This is a genomic window from Mycobacterium shottsii, from assembly GCF_010728525.1.
Lineage (GTDB): Bacteria > Actinomycetota > Actinomycetes > Mycobacteriales > Mycobacteriaceae > Mycobacterium > Mycobacterium marinum.
Genome location: NZ_AP022572.1, coordinates 4,133,548 through 4,158,316 on the forward strand (window position 1 = coordinate 4,133,548; position 24,769 = coordinate 4,158,316).

A 24,769-nucleotide genomic window follows, 5' to 3' on the forward strand; every position below is an offset into this window, starting at 1 on the left:
GTTGCCACAACCCGGCTGGGCCGACGCGCACATGCAACACGTCCAGTGGACCCGATCCGGAGTACGCCTGATTCGCCGGATCGATCGCGCCGGTGACCTCAATTGGCTATTTCTGCCCGGTGGCCCGGGAATCGGCTCCGAGAGCCTGCACGAACTGGTCGACACGGTCGATGTCCCCGGCACCTGCTGGCTGGTCGATCTTCCCGGCGATGGCTCCAACGTCAATGCGCCGGGTGCCTCCGAGGATCCCTATCGTCTGTGGCCGCGGGTTGTCGCGGAAGCGGCCCGACAAGTCCCGCATCCCGTGTTTGTCGGGCATTCCACCGGGGGCGAGTACCTACTGTCGACGCCCGCGCTGGATGCAGTGCTCGAGGGGCTGGTATTGATCAGCACCGCTCCTGATGCCTCGTGGATGCCGGCCTTCGAGGAGATGACCCGCAACAATTGGCTGCCGGGCGTCGAGCAGGCGATGGCCCGCTACCAATCCGATCAAACACCGGAGAATCTTCGCGCCGTTACCGTCGAGTCGGCGCCCTGGAACTTCGTTGAACATAGCGTCGCCAGGGGCGCGCGGATACTGGCCCGGCTGCCTTACAACACGGGTGCGACGCAATGGTCGGACGCGAACTTCGATAGCAGCTACCGATTGGCCTGGTGGCCGACCAGACTACCGACACTCATCGTCAGCGGCGCGGCCGATCGCATCGTTACGCAGTAGCTGTGGCAAACCGAACGCTTCCAGGCAGACAACGTGATCCGGCGCGTCATCGCCGAGGCGGGGCACTTCCCCTGGATCGAACAGCCAGTCGCGGTGCGCGATGCGTTCACCGAGGTCGCACAGCGGATCATCGGCGCGCAAGCTACGGGGTCGGACCGTCGGGACTGACCTGCCCGGGAACTTCATGGCAGTAGGGGGTCACTCTGGTGGGGTGACGGTGTAGACAAGACGGGCGAACTGCCCATGAGCAGCGGCGGAAGCCAGGCGGAGCCGATAGGCCCCGATGCATCGCGGGAGTAGCGGCGCTCCGCCGGTCAAGGCAGCAGGCGCAACGGACAACCTGATCTCATCCAGGGCGCCGGCATCGAGAAACTGGCCGGCAAGGTCTCCGCCACCGACCACCCAGATGTCTCCGGCGCCCGCGGCCTCTTCTATCGTCGGCAGCACATCGAGGACTGAGCCGGACACGAACCGCACATCTGCCCAGGCGGGGACGGGCAGCTCACGTGTAGTGAAGACGAATGTTGGTTTCTCGCCATAGAACTGCTGCCACGTCTCGGGGTGGTCGAGAATGCTCTCCGTCTCAATGACCCACTGGTAGGTTATCGAGCCCTCCACCATGACTGCCGCTTCGGTCGGAACCAGTCCGCTTTCGGGCATTCCGCTTTGGTCGACCGCGAACAGCCAAGCCAGCGAATAGTTTTCGTCGGCGATCCAGCCGTTGAGAGTCGTCGCGGTGTCGAACACAATCTGTCCCATAGACCAGACCATACGGCCGCACCCCAACATCGGTGCGGGGCCGCTGTCCGTGGTGGATTCATCCACACCCAAGGGTGACCCGCCTACCATTCGGAGCATGACAACCAGCCCCGCCGGGCCTGACCATACCGGTCAACACGATGCCCCATCGTTGTCGATCCCGCTGCGCGAGCGACGATATGACTGGTTCTTCGTCGTCGCATTCACAACGTTCGCATGTACATCGTTGGTGATCGATACCGCCAACATGGTTAGCCGCCCGAATCCGCATTCGCACAACCCGATAGCACGGCTCCTCTACGCTCAGATAGGCGGTGCCGATCCGCTGATGATGGCCAATCCTCGTTTTGTGCAACTGTCCGTCGGCTTTGTTTCGGCGCTGCTGTTCGGCGGGTTCTACCTCGTGCTCAGCTACGCATTCGTACGGGGCCGCGAATGGATCCGACTGCCAGCAATTTTCGGCGCCGGCATGGTCGTCATGGCAACCGGGCTGTACCTTGCCGTCTTACTCCTCGGTGATGCACCGCTGTTTTCACTGGCCTGCGGGCCCGACTCCAGCTTCGACTACAAGTCACCAAGCGCGTTGCACAGCGTCGCCGTCAACGCGCCCTACCCGCTGGTTGCGGTGCTGCTGGTGGCGCGACTGTGGCGGTCGCATCCGTTCACTCATCCTGTTCGGGACGGATAAGCGACACAGCCCCAGGATGCGCCCGACATGGATGCGATCAGGTCCGAGCTCATGTCCCAGCTAGCCCCAGCCGGAGGTGTGAAGGTGGAAATGGCGTCGCGGGATCATTGGCGACCGCGCGAAGACGGGCCGGGTCCGCTACGGCGTCGAGTCAACCGGCTGGCGCTTGCGCCGTCGCGCCCGAGCCGCCGCCAGCGCCTGCTGCCACGCCAACATGGTGGCGGCCTTCAAGTTAACCGGCGTGGCGCTATCTTTCGACAACAGCGCCGTCGCGGCAACCTTCGTGCTCGCCGATGCCTTCGACATGTGACCGGAATCGAACGGCGGCTGAGGATCGTATTCGAGGGCCAGCTGGATCGCTTTCGCCCGGCTCTCGCCAGCGATTTGCCCGGCCAGCCACAGCCCCAAGTCCAGTCCCGCGGACACGCCTGCACTAGTAATAATGTTGTCCTGCTGAACGATTCGCTTGTCAGCGACCGGAATCGCGCCAAACGCCTTTAGCGCCGGGATGGTCAGCCAGTGTGAAGTCGCGCGCCGGTCTTTGAGCAAGCCGGCCGCGGCCAGGATTACCGAGCCCGAACACACCGAGGTAGTCCAGCTGGCGCTCCGATGGGCTTGGCGCAGCCAGTCGAGTAGCTTCTCATCGCGCGCATGCACGAGAGTAGCCGGGCCACCCGGAACCACGACCACATCAGGCGCAGGAGTTTCAGCCAGCGAATGCGTGGCGCCGAGCACCAGCACCCCCGAGTCGGCGGTGATCGGTCCGGGATCATGCCAGACAAAACGCACCTCGGCGTGGGGGAGATTGCGCAATACCTCGTACGGGCCAATCATGTCCAGAGCGGTAAAACCCGGGTAAGCAACGAAAGCGAACTGGGGCATCGGTATTCTCCCTTCCGGTCAGGCGAAGGCCTTGCGGTATTGGTCTGGTGAGATGCCAACCCTGCGAATGAAGTTGCGCCGCATCGTCTCAGCGGTACCGAACCCGCAGCGGGCCGCGATTGCCACGACGGTGTCCTCGGTCTCTTCCAACTGTCGTCGCGCGGCCTCCGTGCGGACGCGTTCGACATACTGGCCCGGCGCCTCGCCAACTTCACCAGTGAATACCCGCGTGAAATGGCGGGGACTCATCGCCGCCCGATGGGCCAGCTCTTCAATGCTGTGCAGGCCACCCGGTTGGGCCTCGATCGCCTCCTGCACGTCCCGGATCGAAGGCCGCTTGGCCCGCGGCATCCACACCGGTGCCGCGAACTGCGTCTGGCCGCCGGGGCGACGCAGATACAACACCAGCCAGCGGGCAACCGTCTGGGCGATCTCGGTGCCGTGATCACCCTCGACCAAGGCGAGCGCGAGGTCAATACCCGCCGTCACTCCCGCGGCAGTCCACACCTTCGGGGAGCTGCGGATGAAGATCGGGTCAGGATCGACGTCGACGGCGGGAAACTCACGAGCCAGTCGGTCGGCGAAGGCCCAATGCGTGGTGGCCCGACAACCGTCGAGCAGCCCCGCTTCGGCGGCCAAAAATGTGCCCGTACAGACGGTGACAACGCGCCGGGCAGTACCCGCAGCGGCTTTGACCCAGTCCATCAGCGCCACGTTGTCGCGTGCGGCATCGACGCCACCGCCACCGGGGAGCACAACGGTGTCTACCGGCGCACTCGGGTCTGGCAGCCGCGTGGTCATGAATTCCAAGCCGATTCCGATTGCCACCGGACGCTCGTCGATCGATGCGAGCGCCACGTCGTAACCGCCCTCGCTCAGCAGGGATGCACCCGCAAACACCTCGAACGGTCCCACCACGTCGAGCGGTTGGACCCCGGGGAAACCGACGATAACCACCTTGCGGGCCATGGGCTCAATGCTGCTCAGGTTCCGCTATGTCGTCTAGGGCGTGTCTGCTTAATGTGAATGGTGTTTTGGCTGATGCTGTTTGGGTGATGCGGACGCATGCGATTTCTGATGATTTGTGGTCGCTGATCGTGGCGGTGTTGCCTGCGGGGCGGCGGCGTGGCCGGCCGTGGAACGATCATCGACGTACTCTGGAGGGCATTATCTGGCGTTACCGTACGGGATCTCCGTGGTGTGACCTGCCCGAGCACTTCGGTCCCTGGCAATCGGTGGCCGAGAGGCATCTACGCTGGTCGGTCGATGGCATCTACGCGCGGATCTTCGCGGCGATCGCCTCTGACCTCGACGCCGAGGACGCCGACCTGGGCGCACTGTTGTCGGTCGATTCGACCAGTGTGCGCGCCCACCAACACGCAGCCGGAGCGCGCCGGGCGCCGCACAGGGGATCTGTCGAATTACAAGAAATATCTCGATGAGCCCGATGACCACGCCATTGGGCGTTCCCGCGGCGGGCTGACTACCAAGATCCACGCCTTGACCGACCAGCTGTGCAGTCCGGTCACCCTGGCACTGTCGGCCGGTCAAGCCGGTGATAATCCGATGCTTTGGCCATTGCTGGCCGCCCGGTGCAGCAACTCATACGCCCCGTTTCGCCTGCTGGCGGACAAGGCGTACTCCCATGACTCGACGCGGGCACAGCTGCGCCGGCTCAAGATCGCCCATACCATCCCCGAGCGCAGCGACCAGATCACCCGCCGCAAAGCCAAAGGCCGCAACAGAGGACGGCCTCCGGGGTTCTCAGGCCGAATCTACAAGCACCGCAACACCGTCGAGCGAAGCTTCAACCGGCTCAAACACTGGCGCGCGGTCGCCACCTGCTACGACAAATACGCCCTGACCTACCTCGGCGGTGTCACCCTGGCCGCCATCATCACCTACCACCGCGTCCGCAATTAGCAGACAGGACCTAGGGCGTGTACCCCACAAATTAGGCCAGGCCGTCGGCTGCCGGCGTGTCCCCGCCGCACCGGCAGCCGAGTAATGAGTCCAGGGGAGCACATGTCAGTGCATTGGTAGGCGCCGGAGTTGATCGATTCATAGGACGTGCGGCGCGATGAGGACGGCGGCGCTGGAGACCACCGAACCAATCAGGAAGGCGATGATGGTGAATCCCATTACCTGACGGACATTGAGTTTCGCGATGGCCAGCAGTGGTAGCAGCTAGAACGGCTGAATCATGTTGGCAACCGCCTCGCCGATTGCCACCGACATTGAGATCAGTCCGAGGTAGGCCGGCGAATGTTGGCCCAGCACGAGCGCCGAGTCGACCGCGACTGGCCCCTGCACCGCCCAGTGGCCACCGCCGGAGGGCACAAACAGCGAGATGATGATCGAGCCGACGAAGGTCAGGAAAGGGAGGGTGTACTGGTTCGCGCCGCTGACCAGCACCTCGGCGAGCACCGTCTGCACCGGCGTGCCCGAACCCGCGGGTGCTTGCGAGGGCAGATAACCCAGAAGCCCGATGATCCCGCCGTACAGCGGATACTGCAGCAGCAGCGGGCCCGACACTCTGGCCGCGCCGGAAAACGCCCGGATGAAGCGAATTGGCGTGCGATGTAGCAACGCTCCCGTCACGGTGAACAGCATGATCATCGACGAGATGTTCAGCGCAAAACCACATAGCGAGAAGTATGTTAGTCCCGTGACAAAGACGATCACGTTGAGAATCCACAGGTTTTCCAACCAGTCAGCAAACGTCCGGTCGCCTGTGGCGGGGTCCGATGGCGTGTCCTCGTCCGCGAAGACCGCGGGGTCCGGCTCGAGGCGACGCGCCGGCTCCATGCGCCGGATCGCGATGGCCAGCAGCACCAGTACCGCCGCCGCGGCCACCCAGCTGTAGGGCTGAAAGATCGTCAGCCGCAGCGGCACGTTGATGCCGGTCATCTTGTGAATCACATTGATTGGGCTATTGGAGTCGGTGTTCGCCAGCGCGATCGACGACGACAGGCCCTGGGTCCAGACGATAAAGCCCATGAATGAGGCTGCGATGAGGTAGCCAAAATGCACGCCCTCGAGTCGCTTCGCCACCTGGCGAGCGACCAGGGCGCCCGCCACCAGACCGAGCCCCCAATTCAGCAGCGACAATGCGGCACTCAGGCTAAAACACAGCAGAGCGCCTTGAATCTGGTTCGTTGGCTTACTGGCGACGAATACGATCGCCCGCTTCAGCGGTGGCGCTTCGGCGAGCGTGTAACCAGTCACTAGGATCAACACCATCTGGAACGCGAAGGTAAAGATGTTCTGCGATCCCCAGACACCGTCGTACCAGGCGTTGAGGACGCCGCTCGGCGTTGCGCCCCGGACCAGTAGCGCGACCAACGCAACCACGATGACGGTAAGCAGGACCGCGAACAGGTACGGATCTGGCATGAAGCGTTCGACATAGCGCACGCACAGCGCCGTGAGGTGCTGCATCAAGCTGCGCCGCTTGGCCTTTCGATCCTGCCGTGTCGTCATTGGCCCGCCTTCGCTAAGTCGACCCGCCGCATCAATCCGCGCTTGTTGATTGTGCTGACCCGACCCCGAAACCGTAAACAGGATCTCGGCGGCCGCTGCGTCTCGACCGCGGCGCAAGCTCGGCAGCGAGAAGACCGAGGCGCGCGACCGGCGTGATGCCGGCACCGCCAGCCGGAATCCCTCGTTCCAACGCCATCACTTGCTAAGGGTGAACCCGATACCAGAATGGCAAATTAGAATTGCGCTCGAATTTGAGGCTGCATTTCGCCAATGCAGACATCATGATGAATATCGTGTATGGTTTGCATACCACATTGTTTTGCGTCGTTGGCGAAGGGCTGCTGTCACTCAGCCGCATAGGACGAATAAGTCACATATGCCACATTGACCACATCGAGCAAGCGATAGCAGTACAGCCACTTAACGTAAGGATTACAACGTGACGATATTGCAGGAAACCGCCCAATCAGCTGTCAGCAAGGTGATCATCGAGGCGTTGGAGTCGGCGACCGCTACGTCGGTCATTTCGGCCCTCGCCGAAGGACGAAACACGGCTTCCAAGAACACTTTCCGCCCGAGCATCATCACACTTGAGACCATCGACGGACAAGAGATCCGAGTCAGCACGCTGACCAGCAAGTCCGCTACAGCGGCAGAGTTGGTCTCGGCGGGCACGACCATCGATGCCGCACCCACCGGCACCTACGTCCTGGCCTGCGGCAAGACATTGGTGATTGAAAATGGCCGCCTGGTAGGTGGTACCGCCGCGGCCGGAGATATCCCCGATTGGGCCGTGTTCTACCTCTTGCCGGTTGATCGGCAGCGATGCCAATAGGGGAAGAAGTGTCAGTCTTCGGACTGGGAGTGCCGCTATCCAATGGGTAATTAAGACCAGCAAGCTCTGCAATCTAAGGTGCAATTACTGTTACGAGTGGGAGCACCTATCGGACCCGACAAGGATGTCGGAGTCGGTCTGGCGGGACGCTTTAGTAGCCATCCGGGACTACGCCGATCTGACGACCCGGCGCTGCGGCTACGACATCCCCGTGGACATCATTTGGCACGGGGGCGAGCCCACACTGTTGCCGCGTGAATATTTTGAGCGAGTGTTCGCATTGCAGAGAGAGGTTTTCCCCAGCGATTGGCTACAAAGCCGCCGGGTCAGAAATGTCCTGCAAACGAACCTGTATTCCGTTCGCGACGAGCACCTGGATGTCTTCGAAGAACATGGCGTTGAACTGGGTATCTCGGTAGATTTCGCCGAAGGCGTGCGGTTGACGACGGGAGGCAAGCGGACAGAGGCGGCGGTACGTTAGAACATCCGCCGTCTGCAGGACCGGGGCTTACCCTTCAGCATCATCACGGTGTTGGCTGGGCACACCGTCAGCCAGATTCAGCGCGTATTCGAGGAGATCAGCCAGCTCCAGAAGCCAGCACGACTGCTCCCACTGTTCAGCGGTCCCGCGGCGCGTCCGATGAACGGCGTCACCGTCGACAAGTCCGACATCCTCGACGCGTTGATGGTGTTCTTCGACCTGTGGGTCTCGGCCGGTATGACCCCGCGGGTCGATCCTCTTGATCAGTATCTGCGCACCGTGATCCTCAAGCGCATGGGCTTGGAGCGCCCGGGCCAAGACCGTGCGCTGTTGGGTAACGACGTCCTCGTCATCGACCGTGACGGCAGACTCAGTTGCGATGCCTACCGTGAGCATGGGGACCTCGGCAATATCACCGAGACGACCATCGAGGACATCGTGGATGGCGCCACCTACGGTTACCTTGTCGCGGAGGAGACAGCACTGAAGGATTCGGTATGCACGCAGTGCCCGTTCCTCGGCGCCTGCGACACCAGCCCGATCGCACGCAATTTCGACAGCCACATCCTGCAAGACTGCCCGATCGATCGATATATCTTGCCGCGCATCGAGGCCCACCTGGAGGATCGGGGCTTCTTCGACGAACAGTTCAGCGCCATGGTCCATGAGGTCACCGCGACCCATGTGGTGGAGGCGTTCGGAGCGCGGGTTTCGTATTCATGCTGAAGGTGTCCTTTGGGCGCCAACAGCGGCGGGTCAGCCCGGTCTGGACCTGGTCGTGGGTCGCTTTGACGGTCTTGGCAGACTGTGCCCATGGCACAGATAACCCTGCGTGGAAATGCGATCAACACTGTCGGCGAACTGCCCGCCGTCGGATCTCCTGCCCCGGCATTCGCCCTGACCGGTGATGACCTGGGAACGGTGAGCAGCGACCAGTTCCGCGGCAAGGCCGTCGTGCTTAATATCTTCCCGTCCATCGATACACCGGTGTGCGCAACCAGTGTTCGGACCTTCAACGAGCGTGCCGCCGCCAGCGGAGTGAACGTGCTCTGCGTGTCGAAAGACCTGCCGTTTGCGCAGAAGCGATTCTGTGGGGCGGAGGGGATCGAGAACGTGACAAACGCCTCGGCGTTCCGCGACGGCTTCGGTGAGGCCTACGGCGTCACCATCACCGACGGCCCGATGGCCGGACTCCTTGCCCGGGCCATCGTGGTCATCGGCGCCGACGGCAAAGTTTCCTACACCGAACTGGTGCCGGAAATCGCGCAAGAGCCCGACTACGAAGCGGCGCTGGCAGCGGTCGCCACCTAGATCGGCACCGTCGCTCACCGGCTAGAGGCCGACACGATCGGCCAACAGCGACCGCTGGTGCGCACTGCTGCCGAACAAGGCTTCGGTCGTCTTGGCCCGGCGGAAATACAGATGCAGGTCGTGTTCCCAGGTGAAGGCGATCCCGCCGTGAACCTGGATAGCCGAGCCCGCACACAATACGTAGGTGTCCGCGGCCTGCGCCTTCGCCAGCGGGGCGGTGGCGTGCAGTTCGTCCTCGCCGGCCGCGCACAGCTGCGCAAACATCACCGCAGCGCGGGTGGCATCAATCTCGATCATCATGTCGGCGCAGCGGTGCTTGACGGCCTGAAACGAGCCGATCGGCCGATCGAATTGCTTGCGACTGCAGGCGTATTCGATTGCCAGATCCAGGCATGCCTCGGCGCCACCGAGCATCTCAGCGGCCAGCAGCACCCGGGCCACGTCCAGTAGTCGGGCTACCTCGTCGGCTGAGCTCGCGGCCAAGGCTTCCGCCGGGGCCCGAACCAGTCGCAGCTTGGCGACCGGACGGGTGATGTCGAACGAGGGGAGTCCGACGACGGTGACCCCTGGGGCAGCGGCGTCCACCACGTAGAGGATCACCGCACCGTCGGATTCGGCCGGGACGACGAACAGGTCCGCGACATGGCCATGCAACACCGGGGCGCACTCGCCGGTGAGCACCGGGCGGCCGTCGCGCCGGCCGGCTCGCACCGAGGTCACCGATAGGTCGGGTCCGGCCGCCGCCAGCGCCCCGATCCGATCGCCGGAGAGCAGAACGCTGAGCAGGCCCTTGCGCTGCTCGCTATCACCCATGCGCAGTATCGCCTCGATCGCGAGGATCGTTGCGGCGAAGGGAACCGGGGTCAGTGCCCGGCCGAGTTCGCCGAATGCGATCGCGGTCTCCACCAGCGTGCCGCCCGCTCCGCCGTATTCCGGCGGGGCGTGCAGCGCGGGTAGTTCCAGTTCGGCGCAAAGCCGGTGCCACAGTTTTTTGTCATGGCCACCCACGGCGGTAACCTGACGTACCCGCGCCGGTGGGGCCTGATCGCGAAGAAAGCCCCGCAACGACTCGCGGAAGTCGTCCTGCTCGGTGCTATAGCGGAAATCCATGTCAGTGCACGGCTTCTCGGCGTGGTTCCTTGGGGAGCCCGAGCAGTTGCTCGCCGATCACATTGCGCTGGATCTGCGAACTGCCGGCATAGATCGTCGCGGCGCGCGCGTATAGCAACTCGTCCATCCAGCAGGCAGGGGAGTTGGCGGTACCGGCCTGCGGAACAACGCGCGCCTCACCATTGCCCGGGCCGCTGGGGCAGAGCGCGTCCAACCCGAGAATCTCCACGGCAAGCTCGGTATAGCGCTGGAAGTATTCACTCCAGATGACCTTGCTGATCGCCGCTTCAGCGCCTGGCAACAGCCCGTTCAGCGCCCAGGTAAGGCTGCGGTAGCCGCGGTAGCGCATGATCTGGGTGCGGGAATAACACCACGCCAGCCGGTCTCGGATGCGCGGGTCGCTGTCCAAGCCCCGCGCTCGGGCCAGATCGCACAACCGGGACAGGTCACGGGCGAAGTCGATCGCCCCCGTGGTCGCCTGCGCGCCGCGTTCGAAACCCAGCAGAGTCATGGCGGCCGTCCAGCCGCTGCCGACTTCGCCCACTACATTGGCAACGCCGGTTCGGGCGTCGGCGAAGAAGACCTCATTGAACGGGGAATGTCCGGCGGCATTGATGATCGGCCGAACCACCACGGCGGGCTGGTCCATCGGCACCAACAACAACGACAGCCCCTGGTGCTTGGGCGCAACGGGATCCGTTCGCGCCAAGACAAAGATCCACTTGGCGGTGGATCCGGCCGATGTCCAGATTTTCTGACCGTTGATCACCCACTGGTCACCATCGATTACGGCTCGGGTCCGCACAGAGGCCAGATCCGAGCCGGCCTCGGGCTCAGAGAAACCCTGGCACCAGCGATCGTCGCCGGTGAGGATGCGCGGCAGGAAATGCCGCTTCTGCGCTTCGGTTCCCAGGGCGATCAACGTGTTGCCCAGCAGATCGACCCCGAACAGATCGTTCTCCTCGCGCTCGGGTGCTCCCGTGCGGGCGAACTCTTCGGCGAGCACCACCTGCTCGACGGGGGAGTGACCGCCCCCGCCGTACTCCTTGGGCCAGGACACCGCGATCAACCCGGCTGCCACCAGGAGTTGGCGCCACCTCGCAGCGAAGGCCTTGCGGTCCTGCACCGCCAGAGCGCCGGGCCCCGACCAGCCGCACGGCAGGTGCTCGTCCAAGAACGCGCGGACCCGCTCGCGAAACTCTTCCGCCTCGGGCGGGTAAGCGACGTCCACGTGCGGCGCCCTGCTCAGGGCCGCCGCTTGGTTGCGGGCAGAATCTCCGGAGCGGCCCGCCAGTCGTCGAGTCCATACTCGACGGTGCCGTAGCACAGCTTTCCGCCGGTGACCTCGGCCCAGTGCGCATGATTGAGCTGATGGATCTTGAAGCACCCGTCCAGCGCCGTGGTGAAACCCATGGCGTCCACGGTCTGGTTCACCGATTCCTTGATGAGCAGCGCAGCTATCGTCGGTAGCTTGGCGATGCGGCGCGCAAATTCGATCGCGCAATCGGCTAGATCCTCGCCCGGAAATACCTTGCTCACCATGCCCAACGCGTGGGCTTCGTCCGCGCCGATCGAGTCGCCGGTAAGCAAGAGCTCCTTGGCCTTGCGCGGGCCGAACTCCCACGGGTGGCCGAAGTACTCGACTCCACACATGCCGAGACGGGTGCCCACGACCTCGGCGAACACGGTGTCATCGGCAGCGACGATCAAGTCACAGCACCAGGCCAACATCAAACCCGCCGACAGCACCGTCCCGTGCACCTGGGCGACGGTGATCTTGCGCAGATTGCGCCACCTCTTCGTGTTCTCGAAGTAGTAGTGCCACTCCTGGCGGTTGCGTGACTCCACCCCGCCATAGGTGCCGCCATTGCACTGATAGGAGGGGTGCTGGTCGGGCCCCGGGGCGCGTTCCCGGACATCATCGGCCGAGCCCAGGTCGTGCCCGGCGGAAAAGGCGGGCCCCTCGCCGCGCAGGATGACCACCCGGACGGTGTCGTCAGCTTCGGCAAGTTCGAAGGCGGCACCCAACTCCACCAGCATTCCGCGCGTTTGCGCGTTGCGCTGTTTCGGGCGGTTCAGGGTGATCGTCGCGATACGGCCGTCGTCGATCGTTTCGTACCGGACGTATGTGAAGTCCGGCGCCGCACGCTCCCCGTTGGACCGGCGATCGACTGGACTGACACCGGCGACGTTCATGGCGGCTCCTTACTGCTCACTGGGCGCTGAACGGGTGATCTGTGCGAGGTTACGCGGCTACGGACCAGTATGTCCATAGCCAATACGTCCTATCGGAGTTCAACGACAGATAAACTCGCATGCAAATTGGGTCTTGTGCGCAGTCAAGTATCTTGCTAGTACTGTAGTATACCTACAGAAGAAGCGATCACGGCGCCACGCATCAGGGCCGGGGACAGACCAGAAGGGTTAATGATGGAGATCGGAATATTCCTCATACCGGCCCATCCGCCGGAACGCACTCTTTACGACGCCACCCAGTGGGACCTCGACATCATCGAACTGGCCGACCAACTCGGCTACGTCGAAGCCTGGGTCGGCGAACACTTCACCGTGCCGTGGGAGCCGATCTGCGCCCCGGATCTACTGTTGGCCCAGGCGCTGCTGCGTACCAAGCAGATCAAGCTCGCACCCGGCGCGCACCTGCTGCCCTATCATCACCCGGTCGAACTTGCCCATCGCGTAGCGTATTTCGATCACCTGGCACAGGGCCGCTTCATGCTGGGCGTCGGAGCCAGCGGTATCCCAGGAGACTGGGCACTCTATGACGTGGACGGCAAGAATGGCGAGGATCGCGAGATGACCCGCGAAGCTCTCGAAATCATGTTGCGGATCTGGACCGAAGACCAACCCTGGGAACATCGCGGAAAGTACTGGAACGCCAACGGTATTGCGCCGATGTTCGAAGGTCTGATGAGGCGCCACATCAAGCCCTACCAAAAACCCCACCCACCGATCGGAGTAACCGGGTTCAGCGCCGGCTCGGAAACCCTCAAACTGGCCGGCGAGCGGGGCTACCTTCCGATGAGCCTGGACCTGAACACCGAGTATGTCGCGACCCACTGGGATGCGGTCCTCGAAGGCGCCGCCCGCAGCGGCCGGACGCCCGACCGCCGCGACTGGCGACTCGTGCGTGAGGTGTTGGTGGCGGAGACCGATGAGCAAGCATTCCGGTACGCCGTCGACGGGACCATGGGGCGAGCCATGCGCGAGTACGTCCTGCCGACCTTCCGAATGTTCGGCATGACCAAGTTCTACAAGCACAACCCCTCGGTGCCCGACGACGACGTGACCCCGGAGTACCTCGCCGAAAACACCTTCGTGGTCGGCTCGGTGGACACCGTGGTCGACAAACTCGAAGCCACCTACGACCAGGTCGGCGGATTCGGTCACCTGTTGGTTCTCGGATTCGACTACCGGGAGAACCCGGGGCCATGGAAAGAGTCACTACGGCTGCTCGCCGAGGAAGTCATGCCCCGGCTCAATGCTCGCATCGCCAAGAAGCCGGGGGGGACCCCACAAACCTCCAAAGCCCGAAGCCGCGATCGTCTAGCGAACCAAGGGCGAGAAGGGCACCGCCATGACAGTTCGGCACGTTACCGTCGGCTACTCGGACGGAACGCACAAGACCATGCCGGTGCGGCCCGACCAGTCGATACTGGAGGCCGCCGAAGAACACGGTGTCGCCATCGTCAACGAATGCCAGAGCGGAATCTGCGGCACCTGCGTGGCCACCTGCACCGCCGGCCGGTACGACATGGGACGTACCGAGGGCCTCTCCGATGTGGAGCGAGCGGCCCGAAAGATCCTCACCTGCAAAACCTTTGCCGAGTCCGATTGCGAGATCGAACTGCAGTACCCCGTCGACGACAACGCGGCGTTGCTGGTAAGCGGCGACGGCGTGGTGACCGGTGTTGACATGGTGTCACCGGGCACCGCCGTCCTGCGTGTCGATGTCTCGGCCATGGCCGGCACGATCGGATATCGAGCGGGCCAGTTCGCCCAGCAGCAGGTTCCCGGTAGCGACCAGTGGCGCAACTACTCTTATGCGCATCCGGCCGACGGAGGTGGTGAGCTCGAGTTCATCATCCGATTGTTGCCCGACGGCGCGATGTCGAACTATCTGCGTGACCACGCTAAACAGGGTGATCGAATTGCGTTGCGGGGCAGCAAGGGAAACTTCTATCTTCGCCCGATTGTACGGCCGGTGGTGCTGGTCGCCGGCGGTACCGGCCTGTCAGCAATCCTGGCCATGGCCCAGAGTCTGCCGGCCGATCCCGGCCAACCGGTAAGTCTGCTCTATGGAGTGACCTCGGCCGAAGATCTGTGCAAGCACGACGAACTCGAACAGCTCGAGCACCGTGTTGCGGGCTTGCAGGTGCACGTCATCGTGGCGCGCCGCGACGACGACTGGTCCGGGCGCACCGGGCTGGTCACCGACTTGCTCGACGAGGCGATGCTGGCCGGCGGCGACGCCGACGTGTACCTGTGCGGCCCCGCTGCGATGGTCGAGGCTACCCGCACCTGGTTGTCGGCCAATGGCTTTCACCGAGCTGGGCTCTACCACGAGAAGTTCGTGTCCAGCGGGGCGGCGCGCCGCCGCACGCCGGCGCGCCTGGACTACTCGGCCCTGGATCTCGCCGCAGTGCGGCGCAGCGGTCGCGGTACCGCTGTGGTCATCGGCGGCAGCATCGCGGGCATCGCCGCGGCCAAGGTCTGCAGCGACGCCTTTGACCGCGTCATCGTGCTCGAGAAGGACGACCCCCACCGCCGCCGCGAGGGCAGACCGGGCGCTGCGCAGGGCTGGCACCTGCACCACCTCCTCACCGCCGGGCAGATCGAACTCGAACGTTTCTTCCCCGGCATCGTCGACGACATGGTGCGCGAGGGCGCATTCAAGGTCGACATGGCAGCCCAGTACCGGATTCGGCTGGGCGGAACCTGGAAGAAACCCGGTACGAGCGACATCGAGATCGTGTGCGCCGGGCGGCCGCTGCTGGAATGGTGCGTGCGCCGTCGACTCGACGACGAACCGCGCATCGACTTCCGCTACGAGTCAGAGGTCACCGACCTGGTGTTCGATCGCGCCAACAACGCCGTCATCGGGGTTGCCGTCCAGGGTGACGGCGGCGAACCGGAGGTGATTCCCGCGGAGTTCGTCGTGGATGCCTCGGGAAAGAACACCCACGTGCCGGAGTTCTTGGGGCGCGTCGGCATTGGAGCCCCCGAGGTCGAACAGGACATCATCAACTGCTTCTACTCCACCATGCAACACCAGGTGCCGCCGGAGCGGCAGTGGCAAGACAAGGTGATGGTGATCTGTTATGCGTACCGGCCCTACGAAGACACCTACGCCGCGCAGTACTACACCGACAGCTCCCGGACCATCCTGTCCACCTCACTGGTGGCCTACAACTGCTACTCGCCGCCACGCACCGCTCGAGAATTTCGCGAGTTCGCCGATCTGATGCCGTCACCGGTCATCGGAGAGAACATCGACGGACTTCAGCCGGCCTCGCCGATCTACAACTTCCGATATCCCAACATGCTGCGGCTGCACTACGAAAAGAAGCGCAACCTGCCGCGCGCTCTGTTGGCGGTGGGCGACGCCTACACCAGTGCGGACCCCGTTTCCGGGCTGGGCATGAGTCTGGCGCTCAAGGAAGTTCGGGAGATGCAGTTGCTGCTGTCCAAATACGGTCCCACGCACCGGGAGCTACCGCGCAAGTACTACCGAACGATCGCCAAGATGGCCGACACCGCCTGGTTCGTGATCCGCGAGCAGAACCTGCGCTTCAACTGGATCAAGGACGTCGACAAGAAACGCCCGTTCTATTTCGGTGCGCTCACCTGGTACATGGATCGGCTGTTGGAGCTGGTGCACGACGACCTCGACGCCTACCGCGAGTTTCTGGCCGTCGTCCACCTGGTCAAACCGCCGCTGGCGCTCATGAAGCCCGGAATCGCCAGCCGCGTCATCGGTAAATGGGCGCGAACCAGGCTGTCCGGCCAGAAGACGTTGATCGCCCGCAACTACGAAAACCACACCGCACCTGCCGAACCCTCGGACCAGCTGGTGACCGTGGGTGATCTGAGATAAGGAAGGCGACCATGGCGCAGGCTCATCGGATCTTGAACTGCCGGGGCACCCGCATCCATGCCGTCGAAGACGGCGAGGGACCGCTGGTGATACTGCTGCACGGGTTTCCAGAGTCCTGGTACTCGTGGCGCCATCAGATTCCGGCGCTGGCCGCCGCGGGCTACCGGGTGGTGGCCGTCGATCAGCGTGGCTATGGCCGATCGTCGAAGTACCGGGTGCAAAAGGCCTACCGCATCAAAGAATTAGTCGGTGACGTGCTTGGCGTCGTCGATGCCTATGGTGCGGACAAGGTATTCGTTATCGGTCACGACTGGGGCGCGCCGGTCGCTTGAACCTTCGCCTGGTTATATCCGCAAAGATGCGCCGGAGTGGTGGGGATCAGCGTTCCATTCGCCGGGCGTGGTGTGATCGGCTTGCCGGGCAGCCCCTTTGGCGAGCATCGGCCCAATGACTACCACCTCGAGCTGGCGGGCGAAGGCCGGGTTTGGTATCAGGACTACTTCTCCGCTCAGGATGGCATCATCGCCGAGATCGAGGAAGATGTGCGGACCTGGCTACTCGGGCTGACCTACACGGTGTCCGGCGACGGCATGATCGCGGCCACCAAGGCGGCCGCCGATGCGGGTGTCGATCTGGCATCCATGGATCCGATCGACGTTATCCGGGCCGGCCCCTTGTGCATGGCCGATGGGGCGCGGCTCAAGGACACGTTCGTCTACCCGGAGACGATGCCCGCTTGGTTCACCGATGCCGATCTTGACTTCTACACTGGCGAGTTCGAACGCTCCGGCTTCGGTGGACCGCTGAGTTTCTATCACAACATCGACAACGACTGGCACGACCTCGCCGACCAGGAAGGCAAGCCGCTGTCTGCGCCCGCGCTGTTCATCGGTGGTCAATACGATGTCGGCACCACCTGGGGAGCCGAGGCCATAGCGCGGGCACACGAGGTCATGTCCGACTACCGCGGCACCCACATGGTGGCCGACGTCGGGCACTGGATTCAGCGGGAAGCGCCCGATGAGACCAACCGGCTGCTACTCGAATTCCTTGGGGGGCTGCGGCAGTGAGTTGCGCCTTCGACATGATTCCGCAGACCGTCGACCCTCTCGACGGCGCCGCGTTGCGCTACGCCTTCGGCTGCTTCCCCTCCGGTGTGATTGCTGTCTGTGCGATGGTCGGCGATGCCCCGGTCGGGATGGCGGCGAGCTCGTTCACTTCCGTTTCGATCGACCCGCCGCTGGTGTCGATCTGTGTGCAGAACACTTCCACGACGTGGCCGAAGTTGCGCAACCGTCCGCGCCTCGGCGTCAGCGTTCTTGCCGAGGGCCACGACGAGACATGTATCAGCCTCTCGCGCAAGGAAGGTGACCGATTCGCCGGGGTGTTCCACAGCGAGCTGCCCGGCGGGGGCGTGGTCGTTCTCGGAGCCAGCGCCTGGCTGGAGTGCCTGCTGCACTCCGAGGTCCCGGCGGGGGATCACACCATCGCATTGCTTGAAATCTGCTCGCTGGGAGCCGATCCCGAGACACCACCACTGGTTTTTCATGGCAGCCGGTTCCGCCGGTTGGCCGCTCACCCCGCAACGGAGCCTGGATGAAAACCACCGATGTCCGGGTGCGCCGGGCGATCACCGCGATAGCGGCGGGACGCCCCGTCGTTGTCACCCACGATCACGCCGCCCAGGGATATCTGGTCTTCGCGGCCGAGGCCGCGACCTCGTCTCTGGTCGCTTTCACCGTCCGGCACACGGCGGGATATGTCCGCGTCGCGCTGCCGGACGCCCAGTGTGCGCGGTTGAACCTACCGCCGATGTGCCATGACAACCCGACACATCGGGTATCGGTCGATGTGCGAGCAACCGGCACCGGCATCTCGGCGCGCGACCGTGCCCGCACCATCGCGGCTCTCGCGTCGGCGGGCTCGCAAGCTGCGGATTTTCTCCGGCCCGGGCACGTGGCCCCACTACTGGCCGAGCCGCATGGGGTGCTCGCCAAGTGCGAGCCCGCCGAAGCCGCCGTAGACCTTGCCCGCCTAGGGCGTGTCTGCTTAATGTGAATGGTGTTTTGGCTGATGCTGTTTGGGTGATGCGGACGCATGCGATTTCTGATGATTTGTGGTCGCTGATCGTGGCGGTGTTGCCTGCGGGGCGGCGGCGTGGCCGGCCGTGGAACGATCATCGACGTACTCTGGAGGGCATTATCTGGCGTTACCGTACGGGATCTCCGTGGTGTGACCTGCCCGAGCACTTCGGTCCCTGGCAATCGGTGGCCGAGAGGCATCTACGCTGGTCGGTCGATGGCATCTACGCGCGGATCTTCGCGGCGATCGCCTCTGACCTCGACGCCGAGGACGCCGACCTGGGCGCACTGTTGTCGGTCGATTCGACCAGTGTGCGCGCCCACCAACACGCAGCCGGAGCGCCCCGGGCGCCGCACAGGGGGATCTGTCGAATTACAAGAAATATCTCGATGAGCCCGATGACCACGCCATTGGGCGTTCCCGCGGCGGGCTGACTACCAAGATCCACGCCTTGACCGACCAGCTGTGCAGTCCGGTCACCCTGGCACTGTCGGCCGGTCAAGCCGGTGATAATCCGATGCTTTGGCCATTGCTGGCCGCCCGGTGCAGCAACTCATACGCCCCGTTTCGCCTGCTGGCGGACAAGGCGTACTCCCATGACTCGACGCGGGCACAGCTGCGCCGGCTCAAGATCGCCCATACCATCCCCGAGCGCAGCGACCAGATCACCCGCCGCAAAGCCAAAGGCCGCAACGGAGGACGGCCTCCGGGGTTCTCAGGCCGAATCTACAAGCACCGCAACGCCGTCGAGCGAAGCTTCAACGGGCTCAAACACTGGCGCGCGGTCGCCACCCGCTACGACAAATACGCCCTGACCTACCTCGGCGGTGCCACCCTGGCCGCCATCATCACCTACCACCGCGTCCGCAATTAGCAGACAGGACCTAGCCGGACACCGGCCGGCCGCCGCATTGTGTGAGATTGTCTCTCGCCGTAACCCCACTCTGATGGCGCACGGCGCCGAGTTGGTCGAATTCGTCGTGGAACACGGATTGGCCGTCGTGTCCATTGCAGAACTCCTGGCTTATCGGCAACGGACCGAACCGCAGGTCATCCGGCTGACGGAGACGACCCTACCCACGTGGGCCGGCAATTCCCGCGTCATCGGCTTTCGTGATCTGGGGCCAGCCAACCTAGGAGGCGAGCATTTGGCGGTGATCATCGGTGCCCCCGACTCCGGCGTGCCCGTGGCACTGCACGTCCACATCGAGTGCCTCACCGGCGACGTCTTCGGGTCGACCGGGTGCCGATGCGGCGGGGAACTCAACGGCGCACTCAGCGCAATGTCAGCCCAGGGCAGCGGCGTGGTCCTGTACCTGCGGCCCCAGGACCGCCGCGCGCATGCGGCCTGTTCGCCTCTGACGAGGAGACCCCCGCTGACTTCATGTCCGAGACCGTGACCTGGATGCTGCGCGATCTTGGGGTGTATGCGATCAAACTCTCCGACGACATGCCAGGATTTGGCCTTGTGATCTTCGGAGCCATTCGCGAGGCTGGTGGGGCCGCCGGGCCTGCAGACACGCCGCTCGCGGCCGCGGGCTAGCCCATGAGGTACCCGGACCTGGCCGGCAAAGCCGCGATCGTGACCGGGGCCGGGGCCGGGATCGGCCTCGCGATCGCCGAGCGGCTGGCCGCCGAAGGCGCCGCGGTACTCTGCGCGGACATCGACGGCGCTTCGGCCGAGCAAGCAGCGGCGAAAATCGGCTCCGGCGCAGTCGGGTATCAGGTCGATGTCAGTGCCGAGGAACAGGTCGCCGGCATGGTCGAAGCCTGCGTCACAGCGTTCGGCGGGCTCGACAAGCTCGTCGCCAATGCCGGAGTCGTTCATCTGGCCCCGATCCTCGACACCGCGGTCGAGGACTTTGATCGGGTCATCGGCATCAACCTGCGTGGAGCCTGGTTGTGCACCAAGCATGCGGCACCCAAGATGGTCGAGCGCGGCGGGGGAGCGATCGTCAACATGTCGTCACTGGCGGGCCATATCGGGGTGGGCGGAACCGCGGCGTACGGCATGTCGAAGGCCGGGATCAGCCACCTCAGCCGAGTCACGGCCGCCGAACTGCGCTCGGCCAATGTGCGCTCCAATGCGTTGTTGCCCGCGTTCGTGGATACCCCCATGCAACAGAGTGCGATGGCGATGTTCGACGAGGCGCTCGGAACGGGGGGCGCGAACACCATGATTGCCAGGTTGCAGGGCCGCATGGCCAGACCCGAGGAGATGGCTAGCATCGTGGCGTTCCTGCTGTCCGACGATTCGTCGATGATTACCGGAACAACCCAGATCGCGGACGGCGGAACCATCGCCGCACTGTGGTGAGCGTCGCTCGCCCAGCACTCACACAGTCACTGTTGCGGTTTCGCCGACGTCTCGCGCTGGGTTCTCGGCCGTTGTCGCCGTGGCCACTTTGGTCTTCCGGCGACGCAGCAAATACGTCGCCGCAAAGACCGCACACGCCCCCGCCGGAAGAAGCAGCGCATATCCGCCAAGCCAGGTTCCGATCAGCAGGCCGGCGGCGCCACCCACCAAGAAGAGCACCAAGGTCAGCGCAAGGACTGCGGCCTTCCAGCTCTCGATTCCTTCCCGACGGGCGCGGCCAAGCATCAAGCCGAGATCGGTCACCGTGCCGGTGAAGTGGGTGGTGCGAACCGCCATCCCGTGGAAGCTTGACGTCAGGCCGTTCTGCATTCCAAGGGCCGCCGCGATAAACAGGGCCTGCACGACGGGTTCCTCGACGCCCAGCGCCTGAATGCCCGCCTTGACCTGAGTTTCCTCCACACCGAGCGAGGCGAGCATCAGCAATATCGCCTCCACGGTCAGCACGATGGCGTGATGCGACCCCCGGGGATGCTGGTTATTGCCGAGAATCGCTCCGGCCGTGATCGCGCCAATCCAGAACCCCATCAAGATCGCGGCCAGGATGTGACCCTCATACAGCCAGGGATTGGCTGTGTTCATGCCAAGCTGGGTTGTCACTCCCGTGAGGTTGCCGACCGGGAAGGCCAGCAGCAGGCCAACCGCATTGACAAAGCCTGCGATGAAGGCCAGTGAGCCACTGTAGCTGAGCAGGACCCTCTTGGAGGAGAGGTGGCCGTCGTGTCCCGTGGCCAACGACTGCGGTCGTGTGCCGGGGTGGGGTTTCATGAGGCTTCGCTTTCCGTGCTGCAGCATCATCGGACTACTACGAAGGTAATATGACGAAATCATCTTCGCCAATAGTTCTTCGTATGAGTTTGGCCAGAGCGCCCACACCGATGACGCGCCGCCAACCCGGGATCGCCGACTTCAGCCTCGGCGCCGAGCGGGCCGCGAGACGGCGCGGGCGCGCCAGGGTGATCGTGACAGCAAAGTCGCGCAATCTTTCGTCTATTTGAATTAGCGAAATAATTTACATGAAAGCTCGGTGTAGTAACATCGAAATTGTGAGCGCTGCCAGGGCCGGGAAGCAAAGCCGACCGCACAATAGCGACTCCGAACGCGGATGGACATTCCTGACCAACCACGGACATGTACTGCTGTGCGTATCAGTCAGTGAACATTTGACCGCCCGTGAACTCTCGATGCGAATCGGCATCACCGAGCGGTCAGTACAGAAGATCCTGGCGGACTTGACCGATGAAGGTTACCTGATCAAGTCCAAGGACGGCAGACGCAATGTCTACACCCTCAATCCCAAGGGCAGACTGCGCCACCCCCTGGAAGCCAGCCACACCGTGGGCGAACTCATAGAAGCGTTGTCATAGTTCGTTTGCACCTCCACCGCTCGGCCAACGTTCCCCGCCGCCCGCCTCCAAGTCACTGTAATTCCTTGTGCCACTGCGGCTTCAGATGTCGCACCAAGGCAGTTCTCGCTGCGGGCCTGGAGCGCCTGTGCGAGTTGACTTTTGGCGTGTTCACCACCCCACGGTCGAGTGGCTGGCCCCCAACCAACCAGCGCGGGATGTCCGGTCAATACCCGAAACGGTGCCTGATTCCAGTTGACAGTTTCCGCGGGCCGCTGTGGTGACTGGGCTAACATTGCCACCCGACCGCGGGTGTGAGAAGTTGGTGACAGAGCCTTGATCAAGGCTTCCGGACGATGGGTGCCGTACCCGGTGCGCGACAAGACGGCCCAGGGAGAAACGCCGTGTCGTGGATAGTGCTGGTCATGTCTGGTGTTCTAGAAGCCGTGTGGGCAACTGCCCTTGGCAAGTCCGAAGGGTTCAGCAAGCCCGCGCCGAGCGTGGTGTTTCTGGTGGCGTTCATCGTCAGCATGGCCGGGTTGGCCTACGCCATGCGGGACCTGTCGGTCGGGACCGCATACGCCGTCTGGGTGGGCATTGGGGCAGTTCTCACCGTGGTCTACGCGATGGCCACCGGGGATGAGCCGGCGTCGCTTCTCAAGGTGGCGTTCTTGGCAATGATCATTGGAAGCGTGATCGGCCTCAAGCTCGCACACTGATTCCGTTCGAGCCTGACCGGGGTCTGCTCGCCATTCACCCAACGCGACGTCTGGCCCCGGCGGGCGGCTCCCTCTGGAATCATCTGGCCTGTTCGTGTTCTCGTTGCTACCGCGCGGCCAGGACGATCGGCAGGCACGAAATGCACCAGGGCACCGAGCTGTACCCGCCGACCTAATTGTTCGTGAAACCGTGTGGATCCCACCTGTGCACTTGGATCGCGAAGGACCCCAACCCAATCCAAACCATCACCAGAAGAGATTCCGATCCGATGAGGGTCGCGACACTCCCGTTCCACCGCGCAAACAGTGCGCTACCAAGTTCGAAGTCAGGACCGGCTGGTCAGGATTGATAGTGCGATCGCGGTGATTTCGTCTGCCACCGCGGCGTAGCGCGTGAGATGCCAGGTACGCGCCACATCCTCGATAAAGCTGATGGCCGCCGCGACCAAAAGTCGCGCTTCGACCGAACTGGTCTGTGGAACCAGCTCGCCGATGAGATCAATCCAGAGGGTGTCACGGTCGGCTTGATTCCGAACATATCCGTCCCGCACGTCGCCGGAGGCGTGGTTCAGCTCGGTCACGCACACCGCAACCAGATCCGGTGCGTCCAAGCTGATCCGGACGTGTCCCTCGACCAGCCCGCGTAGCCGCTGCGCCGCTTGCCGATTCGCGCGTAAGGCGCGGATGCACTCCAGGCTTCGCCACTCATCAAGGCGGCGGATGAGCGCGTCCAGGATCGCCTGTTTGGACGAGAACGAGCGATACAACCCGGGCCCCGCGATTCCGGCACCCTTGCCGATTTCACTGGTGCTAACGGCCGGATAGCCCTGCGCACGGAATAGCCGTGCACCCGTGGCCAACAGGGTTTCATAGCGGGAGAACAGCACGTCCTGCCCGTCGCGCCCGCCAGCGGCCGTTCCAAGTGGCTCCAGCTCGCACACCGAGGGCGTCCTGGCAGCGGCCATACACGCCTGGTACAGGCGCTCTTTGAGCTCCTTGGCGGGAAGCGTCAGACTATGTCTACCGAGGCTGGTCAGCGTGCTGGACACCGCCCACGCCCGCAACTCCGAGTGCGCCGGGCTCAGACCGGGCACCTCCAGCAAGACGCTTTCGCGCATGCCGGCGACGATCGCGTTGATGCGGCGCCGGACCTCGATACGGTCGGCGTCATTGAGATAGCGCGCCTCGCGCTGCCACAACACCGTCAAGGACCGCGACGCAACAGCCGCAGCGATCAGGTCCGGAAGATCAACACTCAACGGGCGAGGCGTCGGCTCTTGCTCGCCCTCGGTGAGTCGGCGCGCACTTTGGTACTGATCCTGACCGGTCCGGATGGCCTCGGCCAGCAACGCTTGCTTGTTGTCGTAGTGGCGATAGAGCGCACGCGCGGTGACTCCCGCCGCCTCGGCGATGTCCTCCAACTTGACCGAATGAAAGCCACGGTCGATGAAGAGCCCAACGGCCTGCTCCAGAATTTGCTGCTTTCGATCCTTCGGCCGGCGCCTAACGGGCGCGACGACGGAGTCCATCGACTCGAACTCCCTTCTTGCACATCGGGGTTCCAAATCCTGCCAGAAGCACCGCCTAGGGCTTCGTCCCGCGCCGGATCAGGACAAACTTGTTGTCAGCTCGCCAGGCATCGATCATGTGGATAGCTCCTCCGGTCGTGGCCGCAGCACCCCAGTCGGGACAGATAACATCGGATTATCAAAATACATTATCCGACGCTAAAACGAGATTACATGGATGTTTAACGTCCACGCCTTGGCCAATATCGCGTATCAGTTATAGACATGCCGGCTATCCATGGGACTGCGCGGCCCACTTGCGCCGGTATCGGCCAAGAGCTGCCAATCCGCGCTTTCC

Annotated in this window: 21 protein-coding genes, 6 pseudogenes and 1 riboswitch; of the genes and pseudogenes, 18 read left to right on the forward strand and 9 right to left on the reverse strand. The window is 63.6% G+C overall.

The genetic code is table 11. The annotated features are described in order from the left end of the window. The first annotated feature begins 1 nt into the window (after nucleotide 1). Both G6N41_RS19095 and G6N41_RS29620 read left to right on the forward strand, forming a co-directional pair. On the forward strand, nucleotides 2-718 hold the full coding sequence (locus G6N41_RS19095) for an alpha/beta fold hydrolase (protein ID WP_231608596.1): 717 nt from the start codon (nucleotides 2-4) through the stop codon (nucleotides 716-718). 33 nt (nucleotides 719-751) lie between these two features. Next, nucleotides 752-886, forward strand: a complete 135-nt coding sequence (locus G6N41_RS29620; RefSeq protein WP_259593090.1) for a hypothetical protein — start codon at nucleotides 752-754, stop codon at nucleotides 884-886. A gap of 30 nt (nucleotides 887-916) precedes the next feature. Here the strand turns inward: G6N41_RS29620 and G6N41_RS19100 are convergent, their stop codons facing one another. Continuing rightward, a complete protein-coding gene (locus G6N41_RS19100) occupies nucleotides 917-1,465 on the reverse strand; it encodes a dihydrofolate reductase family protein (RefSeq protein ID WP_231608597.1) in 549 nt (182 codons plus the stop codon). Between the two features lie 163 nt (nucleotides 1,466-1,628). Here G6N41_RS19100 and G6N41_RS19105 point away from each other — a divergent pair, with 163 nt between their 5' ends. Next, complete coding sequence (locus tag G6N41_RS19105) at nucleotides 1,629-2,165, forward strand: hypothetical protein (protein WP_231608598.1); 537 nt, start codon at nucleotides 1,629-1,631, stop codon at nucleotides 2,163-2,165. Between the two features lie 138 nt (nucleotides 2,166-2,303). Here the strand turns inward: G6N41_RS19105 and G6N41_RS19110 are convergent, their stop codons facing one another. Next, entirely contained in the window at nucleotides 2,304-3,047 is a 744-nt protein-coding gene (locus G6N41_RS19110) for a DJ-1/PfpI family protein (RefSeq protein ID WP_198965385.1), read from the reverse strand. An 18-nt stretch (nucleotides 3,048-3,065) separates the two neighbouring features. Beyond that, a complete protein-coding gene (locus G6N41_RS19115) occupies nucleotides 3,066-4,016 on the reverse strand; it encodes a GlxA family transcriptional regulator (RefSeq protein ID WP_198965386.1) in 951 nt (316 codons plus the stop codon). A gap of 83 nt (nucleotides 4,017-4,099) precedes the next feature. Here G6N41_RS19115 and G6N41_RS19120 point away from each other — a divergent pair. Then, nucleotides 4,100-4,970: pseudogene (locus G6N41_RS19120) on the forward strand (IS5 family transposase). 264 nt (nucleotides 4,971-5,234) lie between these two features. Here the strand turns inward: G6N41_RS19120 and G6N41_RS19125 are convergent. Beyond that, complete coding sequence (locus G6N41_RS19125; protein ID WP_231608599.1) at nucleotides 5,235-6,695, reverse strand: TIGR00366 family protein; 1,461 nt, start codon at nucleotides 6,693-6,695, stop codon at nucleotides 5,235-5,237. Between the two features lie 274 nt (nucleotides 6,696-6,969). On the opposite strand from G6N41_RS19125, the gene G6N41_RS19135 reads away from it, so the two are divergent. From G6N41_RS19135 to tpx, 4 genes are all read left to right on the forward strand, one after another. Then, complete coding sequence (locus G6N41_RS19135) at nucleotides 6,970-7,365, forward strand: hypothetical protein (protein WP_020729101.1); 396 nt, start codon at nucleotides 6,970-6,972, stop codon at nucleotides 7,363-7,365. Continuing rightward, complete coding sequence (locus G6N41_RS28910) at nucleotides 7,286-7,846, forward strand: radical SAM protein (protein WP_231608600.1); 561 nt, start codon at nucleotides 7,286-7,288, stop codon at nucleotides 7,844-7,846. Before G6N41_RS19135 ends, G6N41_RS28910 begins: the two co-directional genes overlap by 80 nt. Nucleotides 7,847-7,897: 51 nt before the next feature. Beyond that, nucleotides 7,898-8,572: an SPASM domain-containing protein gene (locus G6N41_RS28915; RefSeq protein ID WP_231608601.1), complete on the forward strand. Its 675-nt coding sequence runs from the start codon at nucleotides 7,898-7,900 to the stop codon at nucleotides 8,570-8,572. An 87-nt stretch (nucleotides 8,573-8,659) separates the two neighbouring features. Continuing rightward, nucleotides 8,660-9,157, forward strand: a complete 498-nt coding sequence (gene tpx, locus G6N41_RS19145) for a thiol peroxidase (protein WP_038579723.1) — start codon at nucleotides 8,660-8,662, stop codon at nucleotides 9,155-9,157. A gap of 21 nt (nucleotides 9,158-9,178) precedes the next feature. Here tpx and G6N41_RS19150 read toward each other — a convergent pair whose 3' ends face one another. The 3 genes from G6N41_RS19150 to G6N41_RS19160 are packed head-to-tail and all read right to left on the reverse strand — an operon-like array spanning nucleotide 9,179 to nucleotide 12,463. Further along, nucleotides 9,179-10,267, reverse strand: a complete 1,089-nt coding sequence (locus G6N41_RS19150) for an acyl-CoA dehydrogenase family protein (protein WP_198965387.1) — start codon at nucleotides 10,265-10,267, stop codon at nucleotides 9,179-9,181. A 1-nt stretch (nucleotide 10,268) separates the two neighbouring features. Further along, on the reverse strand, nucleotides 10,269-11,498 hold the full coding sequence (locus G6N41_RS19155; protein ID WP_198965388.1) for an acyl-CoA dehydrogenase: 1,230 nt from the start codon (nucleotides 11,496-11,498) through the stop codon (nucleotides 10,269-10,271). 14 nt (nucleotides 11,499-11,512) lie between these two features. Beyond that, nucleotides 11,513-12,463, reverse strand: a complete 951-nt coding sequence (locus tag G6N41_RS19160; RefSeq protein WP_198965389.1) for an enoyl-CoA hydratase — start codon at nucleotides 12,461-12,463, stop codon at nucleotides 11,513-11,515. A 234-nt stretch (nucleotides 12,464-12,697) separates the two neighbouring features. On the opposite strand from G6N41_RS19160, the pseudogene G6N41_RS19165 reads away from it, so the two are divergent. From G6N41_RS19165 to G6N41_RS19200, 8 genes and pseudogenes are all read left to right on the forward strand, one after another. Further along, nucleotides 12,698-13,789, forward strand: a pseudogene (locus G6N41_RS19165) (LLM class flavin-dependent oxidoreductase); the annotation flags it as partial. A 73-nt stretch (nucleotides 13,790-13,862) separates the two neighbouring features. Beyond that, nucleotides 13,863-16,382, forward strand: a complete 2,520-nt coding sequence (locus G6N41_RS19170) for an FAD-binding oxidoreductase (RefSeq protein ID WP_198965390.1) — start codon at nucleotides 13,863-13,865, stop codon at nucleotides 16,380-16,382. A gap of 11 nt (nucleotides 16,383-16,393) precedes the next feature. Then, a pseudogene (locus G6N41_RS19175) lies at nucleotides 16,394-17,452 on the forward strand (alpha/beta fold hydrolase). Next, nucleotides 17,449-17,982: a flavin reductase family protein gene (locus tag G6N41_RS19180; RefSeq protein ID WP_117424025.1), complete on the forward strand. Its 534-nt coding sequence runs from the start codon at nucleotides 17,449-17,451 to the stop codon at nucleotides 17,980-17,982. Before G6N41_RS19175 ends, G6N41_RS19180 begins: the two are co-directional and overlap by 4 nt. Beyond that, nucleotides 17,979-18,419, forward strand: a pseudogene (locus G6N41_RS19185) (3,4-dihydroxy-2-butanone-4-phosphate synthase); the annotation flags it as partial. The gene G6N41_RS19180 and the pseudogene G6N41_RS19185, both read left to right, overlap by 4 nt. Nucleotides 18,420-18,466: 47 nt before the next feature. Beyond that, nucleotides 18,467-19,338 (forward strand): annotated as a pseudogene (locus G6N41_RS19190) (IS5 family transposase). A gap of 10 nt (nucleotides 19,339-19,348) precedes the next feature. Continuing rightward, nucleotides 19,349-20,007 (forward strand): annotated as a pseudogene (locus G6N41_RS19195) (3,4-dihydroxy-2-butanone-4-phosphate synthase); the annotation flags it as partial. Nucleotides 20,008-20,010: 3 nt separating this feature from the next. Then, nucleotides 20,011-20,781, forward strand: coding sequence for an SDR family oxidoreductase (locus G6N41_RS19200; RefSeq protein ID WP_038579732.1), 771 nt, complete (start codon nucleotides 20,011-20,013; stop codon nucleotides 20,779-20,781). 18 nt (nucleotides 20,782-20,799) lie between these two features. Here the strand turns inward: G6N41_RS19200 and G6N41_RS19205 are convergent, their stop codons facing one another. After that, complete coding sequence (locus G6N41_RS19205; protein WP_407663834.1) at nucleotides 20,800-21,606, reverse strand: YoaK family protein; 807 nt, start codon at nucleotides 21,604-21,606, stop codon at nucleotides 20,800-20,802. 248 nt (nucleotides 21,607-21,854) lie between these two features. Between G6N41_RS19205 and G6N41_RS19210 the strand changes: the two genes are divergently transcribed. Together G6N41_RS19210 and G6N41_RS19215 are read left to right on the forward strand one after the other, a co-directional pair. Then, nucleotides 21,855-22,205, forward strand: coding sequence for a helix-turn-helix transcriptional regulator (locus G6N41_RS19210; protein WP_198965392.1), 351 nt, complete (start codon nucleotides 21,855-21,857; stop codon nucleotides 22,203-22,205). Between the two features lie 307 nt (nucleotides 22,206-22,512). Then, nucleotides 22,513-22,578: riboswitch (guanidine-III (ykkC-III) riboswitch) on the forward strand. 10 nt (nucleotides 22,579-22,588) lie between these two features. After that, nucleotides 22,589-22,903 carry a DMT family transporter gene (locus tag G6N41_RS19215; RefSeq protein ID WP_020729115.1) on the forward strand — a complete coding sequence of 105 codons (315 nt, stop codon included), beginning with the start codon at nucleotides 22,589-22,591 and terminating at the stop codon, nucleotides 22,901-22,903. A gap of 326 nt (nucleotides 22,904-23,229) precedes the next feature. On the opposite strand, the gene G6N41_RS19220 is transcribed toward G6N41_RS19215, so the two are convergent. Beyond that, nucleotides 23,230-24,432, reverse strand: coding sequence for a TetR/AcrR family transcriptional regulator (locus tag G6N41_RS19220; RefSeq protein WP_198965393.1), 1,203 nt, complete (start codon nucleotides 24,430-24,432; stop codon nucleotides 23,230-23,232). Nucleotides 24,433-24,769: the final 337 nt, after the last annotated feature.

Coding starts and splice junctions, on each gene's coding strand:
- G6N41_RS19160 (WP_198965389.1), bottom strand. CDS start 12,463: ATGAACGTCGCCGGTGTCAGTCCAGTCGATCGCCGGTCCAACGGGGAG.
- G6N41_RS19150 (WP_198965387.1), bottom strand. CDS start 10,267: ATGGATTTCCGCTATAGCACCGAGCAGGACGACTTCCGCGAGTCGTTG.
- G6N41_RS19210 (WP_198965392.1), top strand. CDS start 21,855: ATGAAAGCTCGGTGTAGTAACATCGAAATTGTGAGCGCTGCCAGGGCC.
- tpx (WP_038579723.1), top strand. CDS start 8,660: ATGGCACAGATAACCCTGCGTGGAAATGCGATCAACACTGTCGGCGAA.
- G6N41_RS19200 (WP_038579732.1), top strand. CDS start 20,011: ATGAGGTACCCGGACCTGGCCGGCAAAGCCGCGATCGTGACCGGGGCC.
- G6N41_RS19110 (WP_198965385.1), bottom strand. CDS start 3,047: ATGCCCCAGTTCGCTTTCGTTGCTTACCCGGGTTTTACCGCTCTGGAC.
- G6N41_RS19220 (WP_198965393.1), bottom strand. CDS start 24,432: ATGGACTCCGTCGTCGCGCCCGTTAGGCGCCGGCCGAAGGATCGAAAG.
- G6N41_RS19115 (WP_198965386.1), bottom strand. CDS start 4,016: ATGGCCCGCAAGGTGGTTATCGTCGGTTTCCCCGGGGTCCAACCGCTC.
- G6N41_RS19205 (WP_407663834.1), bottom strand. CDS start 21,606: ATGAAACCCCACCCCGGCACACGACCGCAGTCGTTGGCCACGGGACAC.
- G6N41_RS19170 (WP_198965390.1), top strand. CDS start 13,863: ATGACAGTTCGGCACGTTACCGTCGGCTACTCGGACGGAACGCACAAG.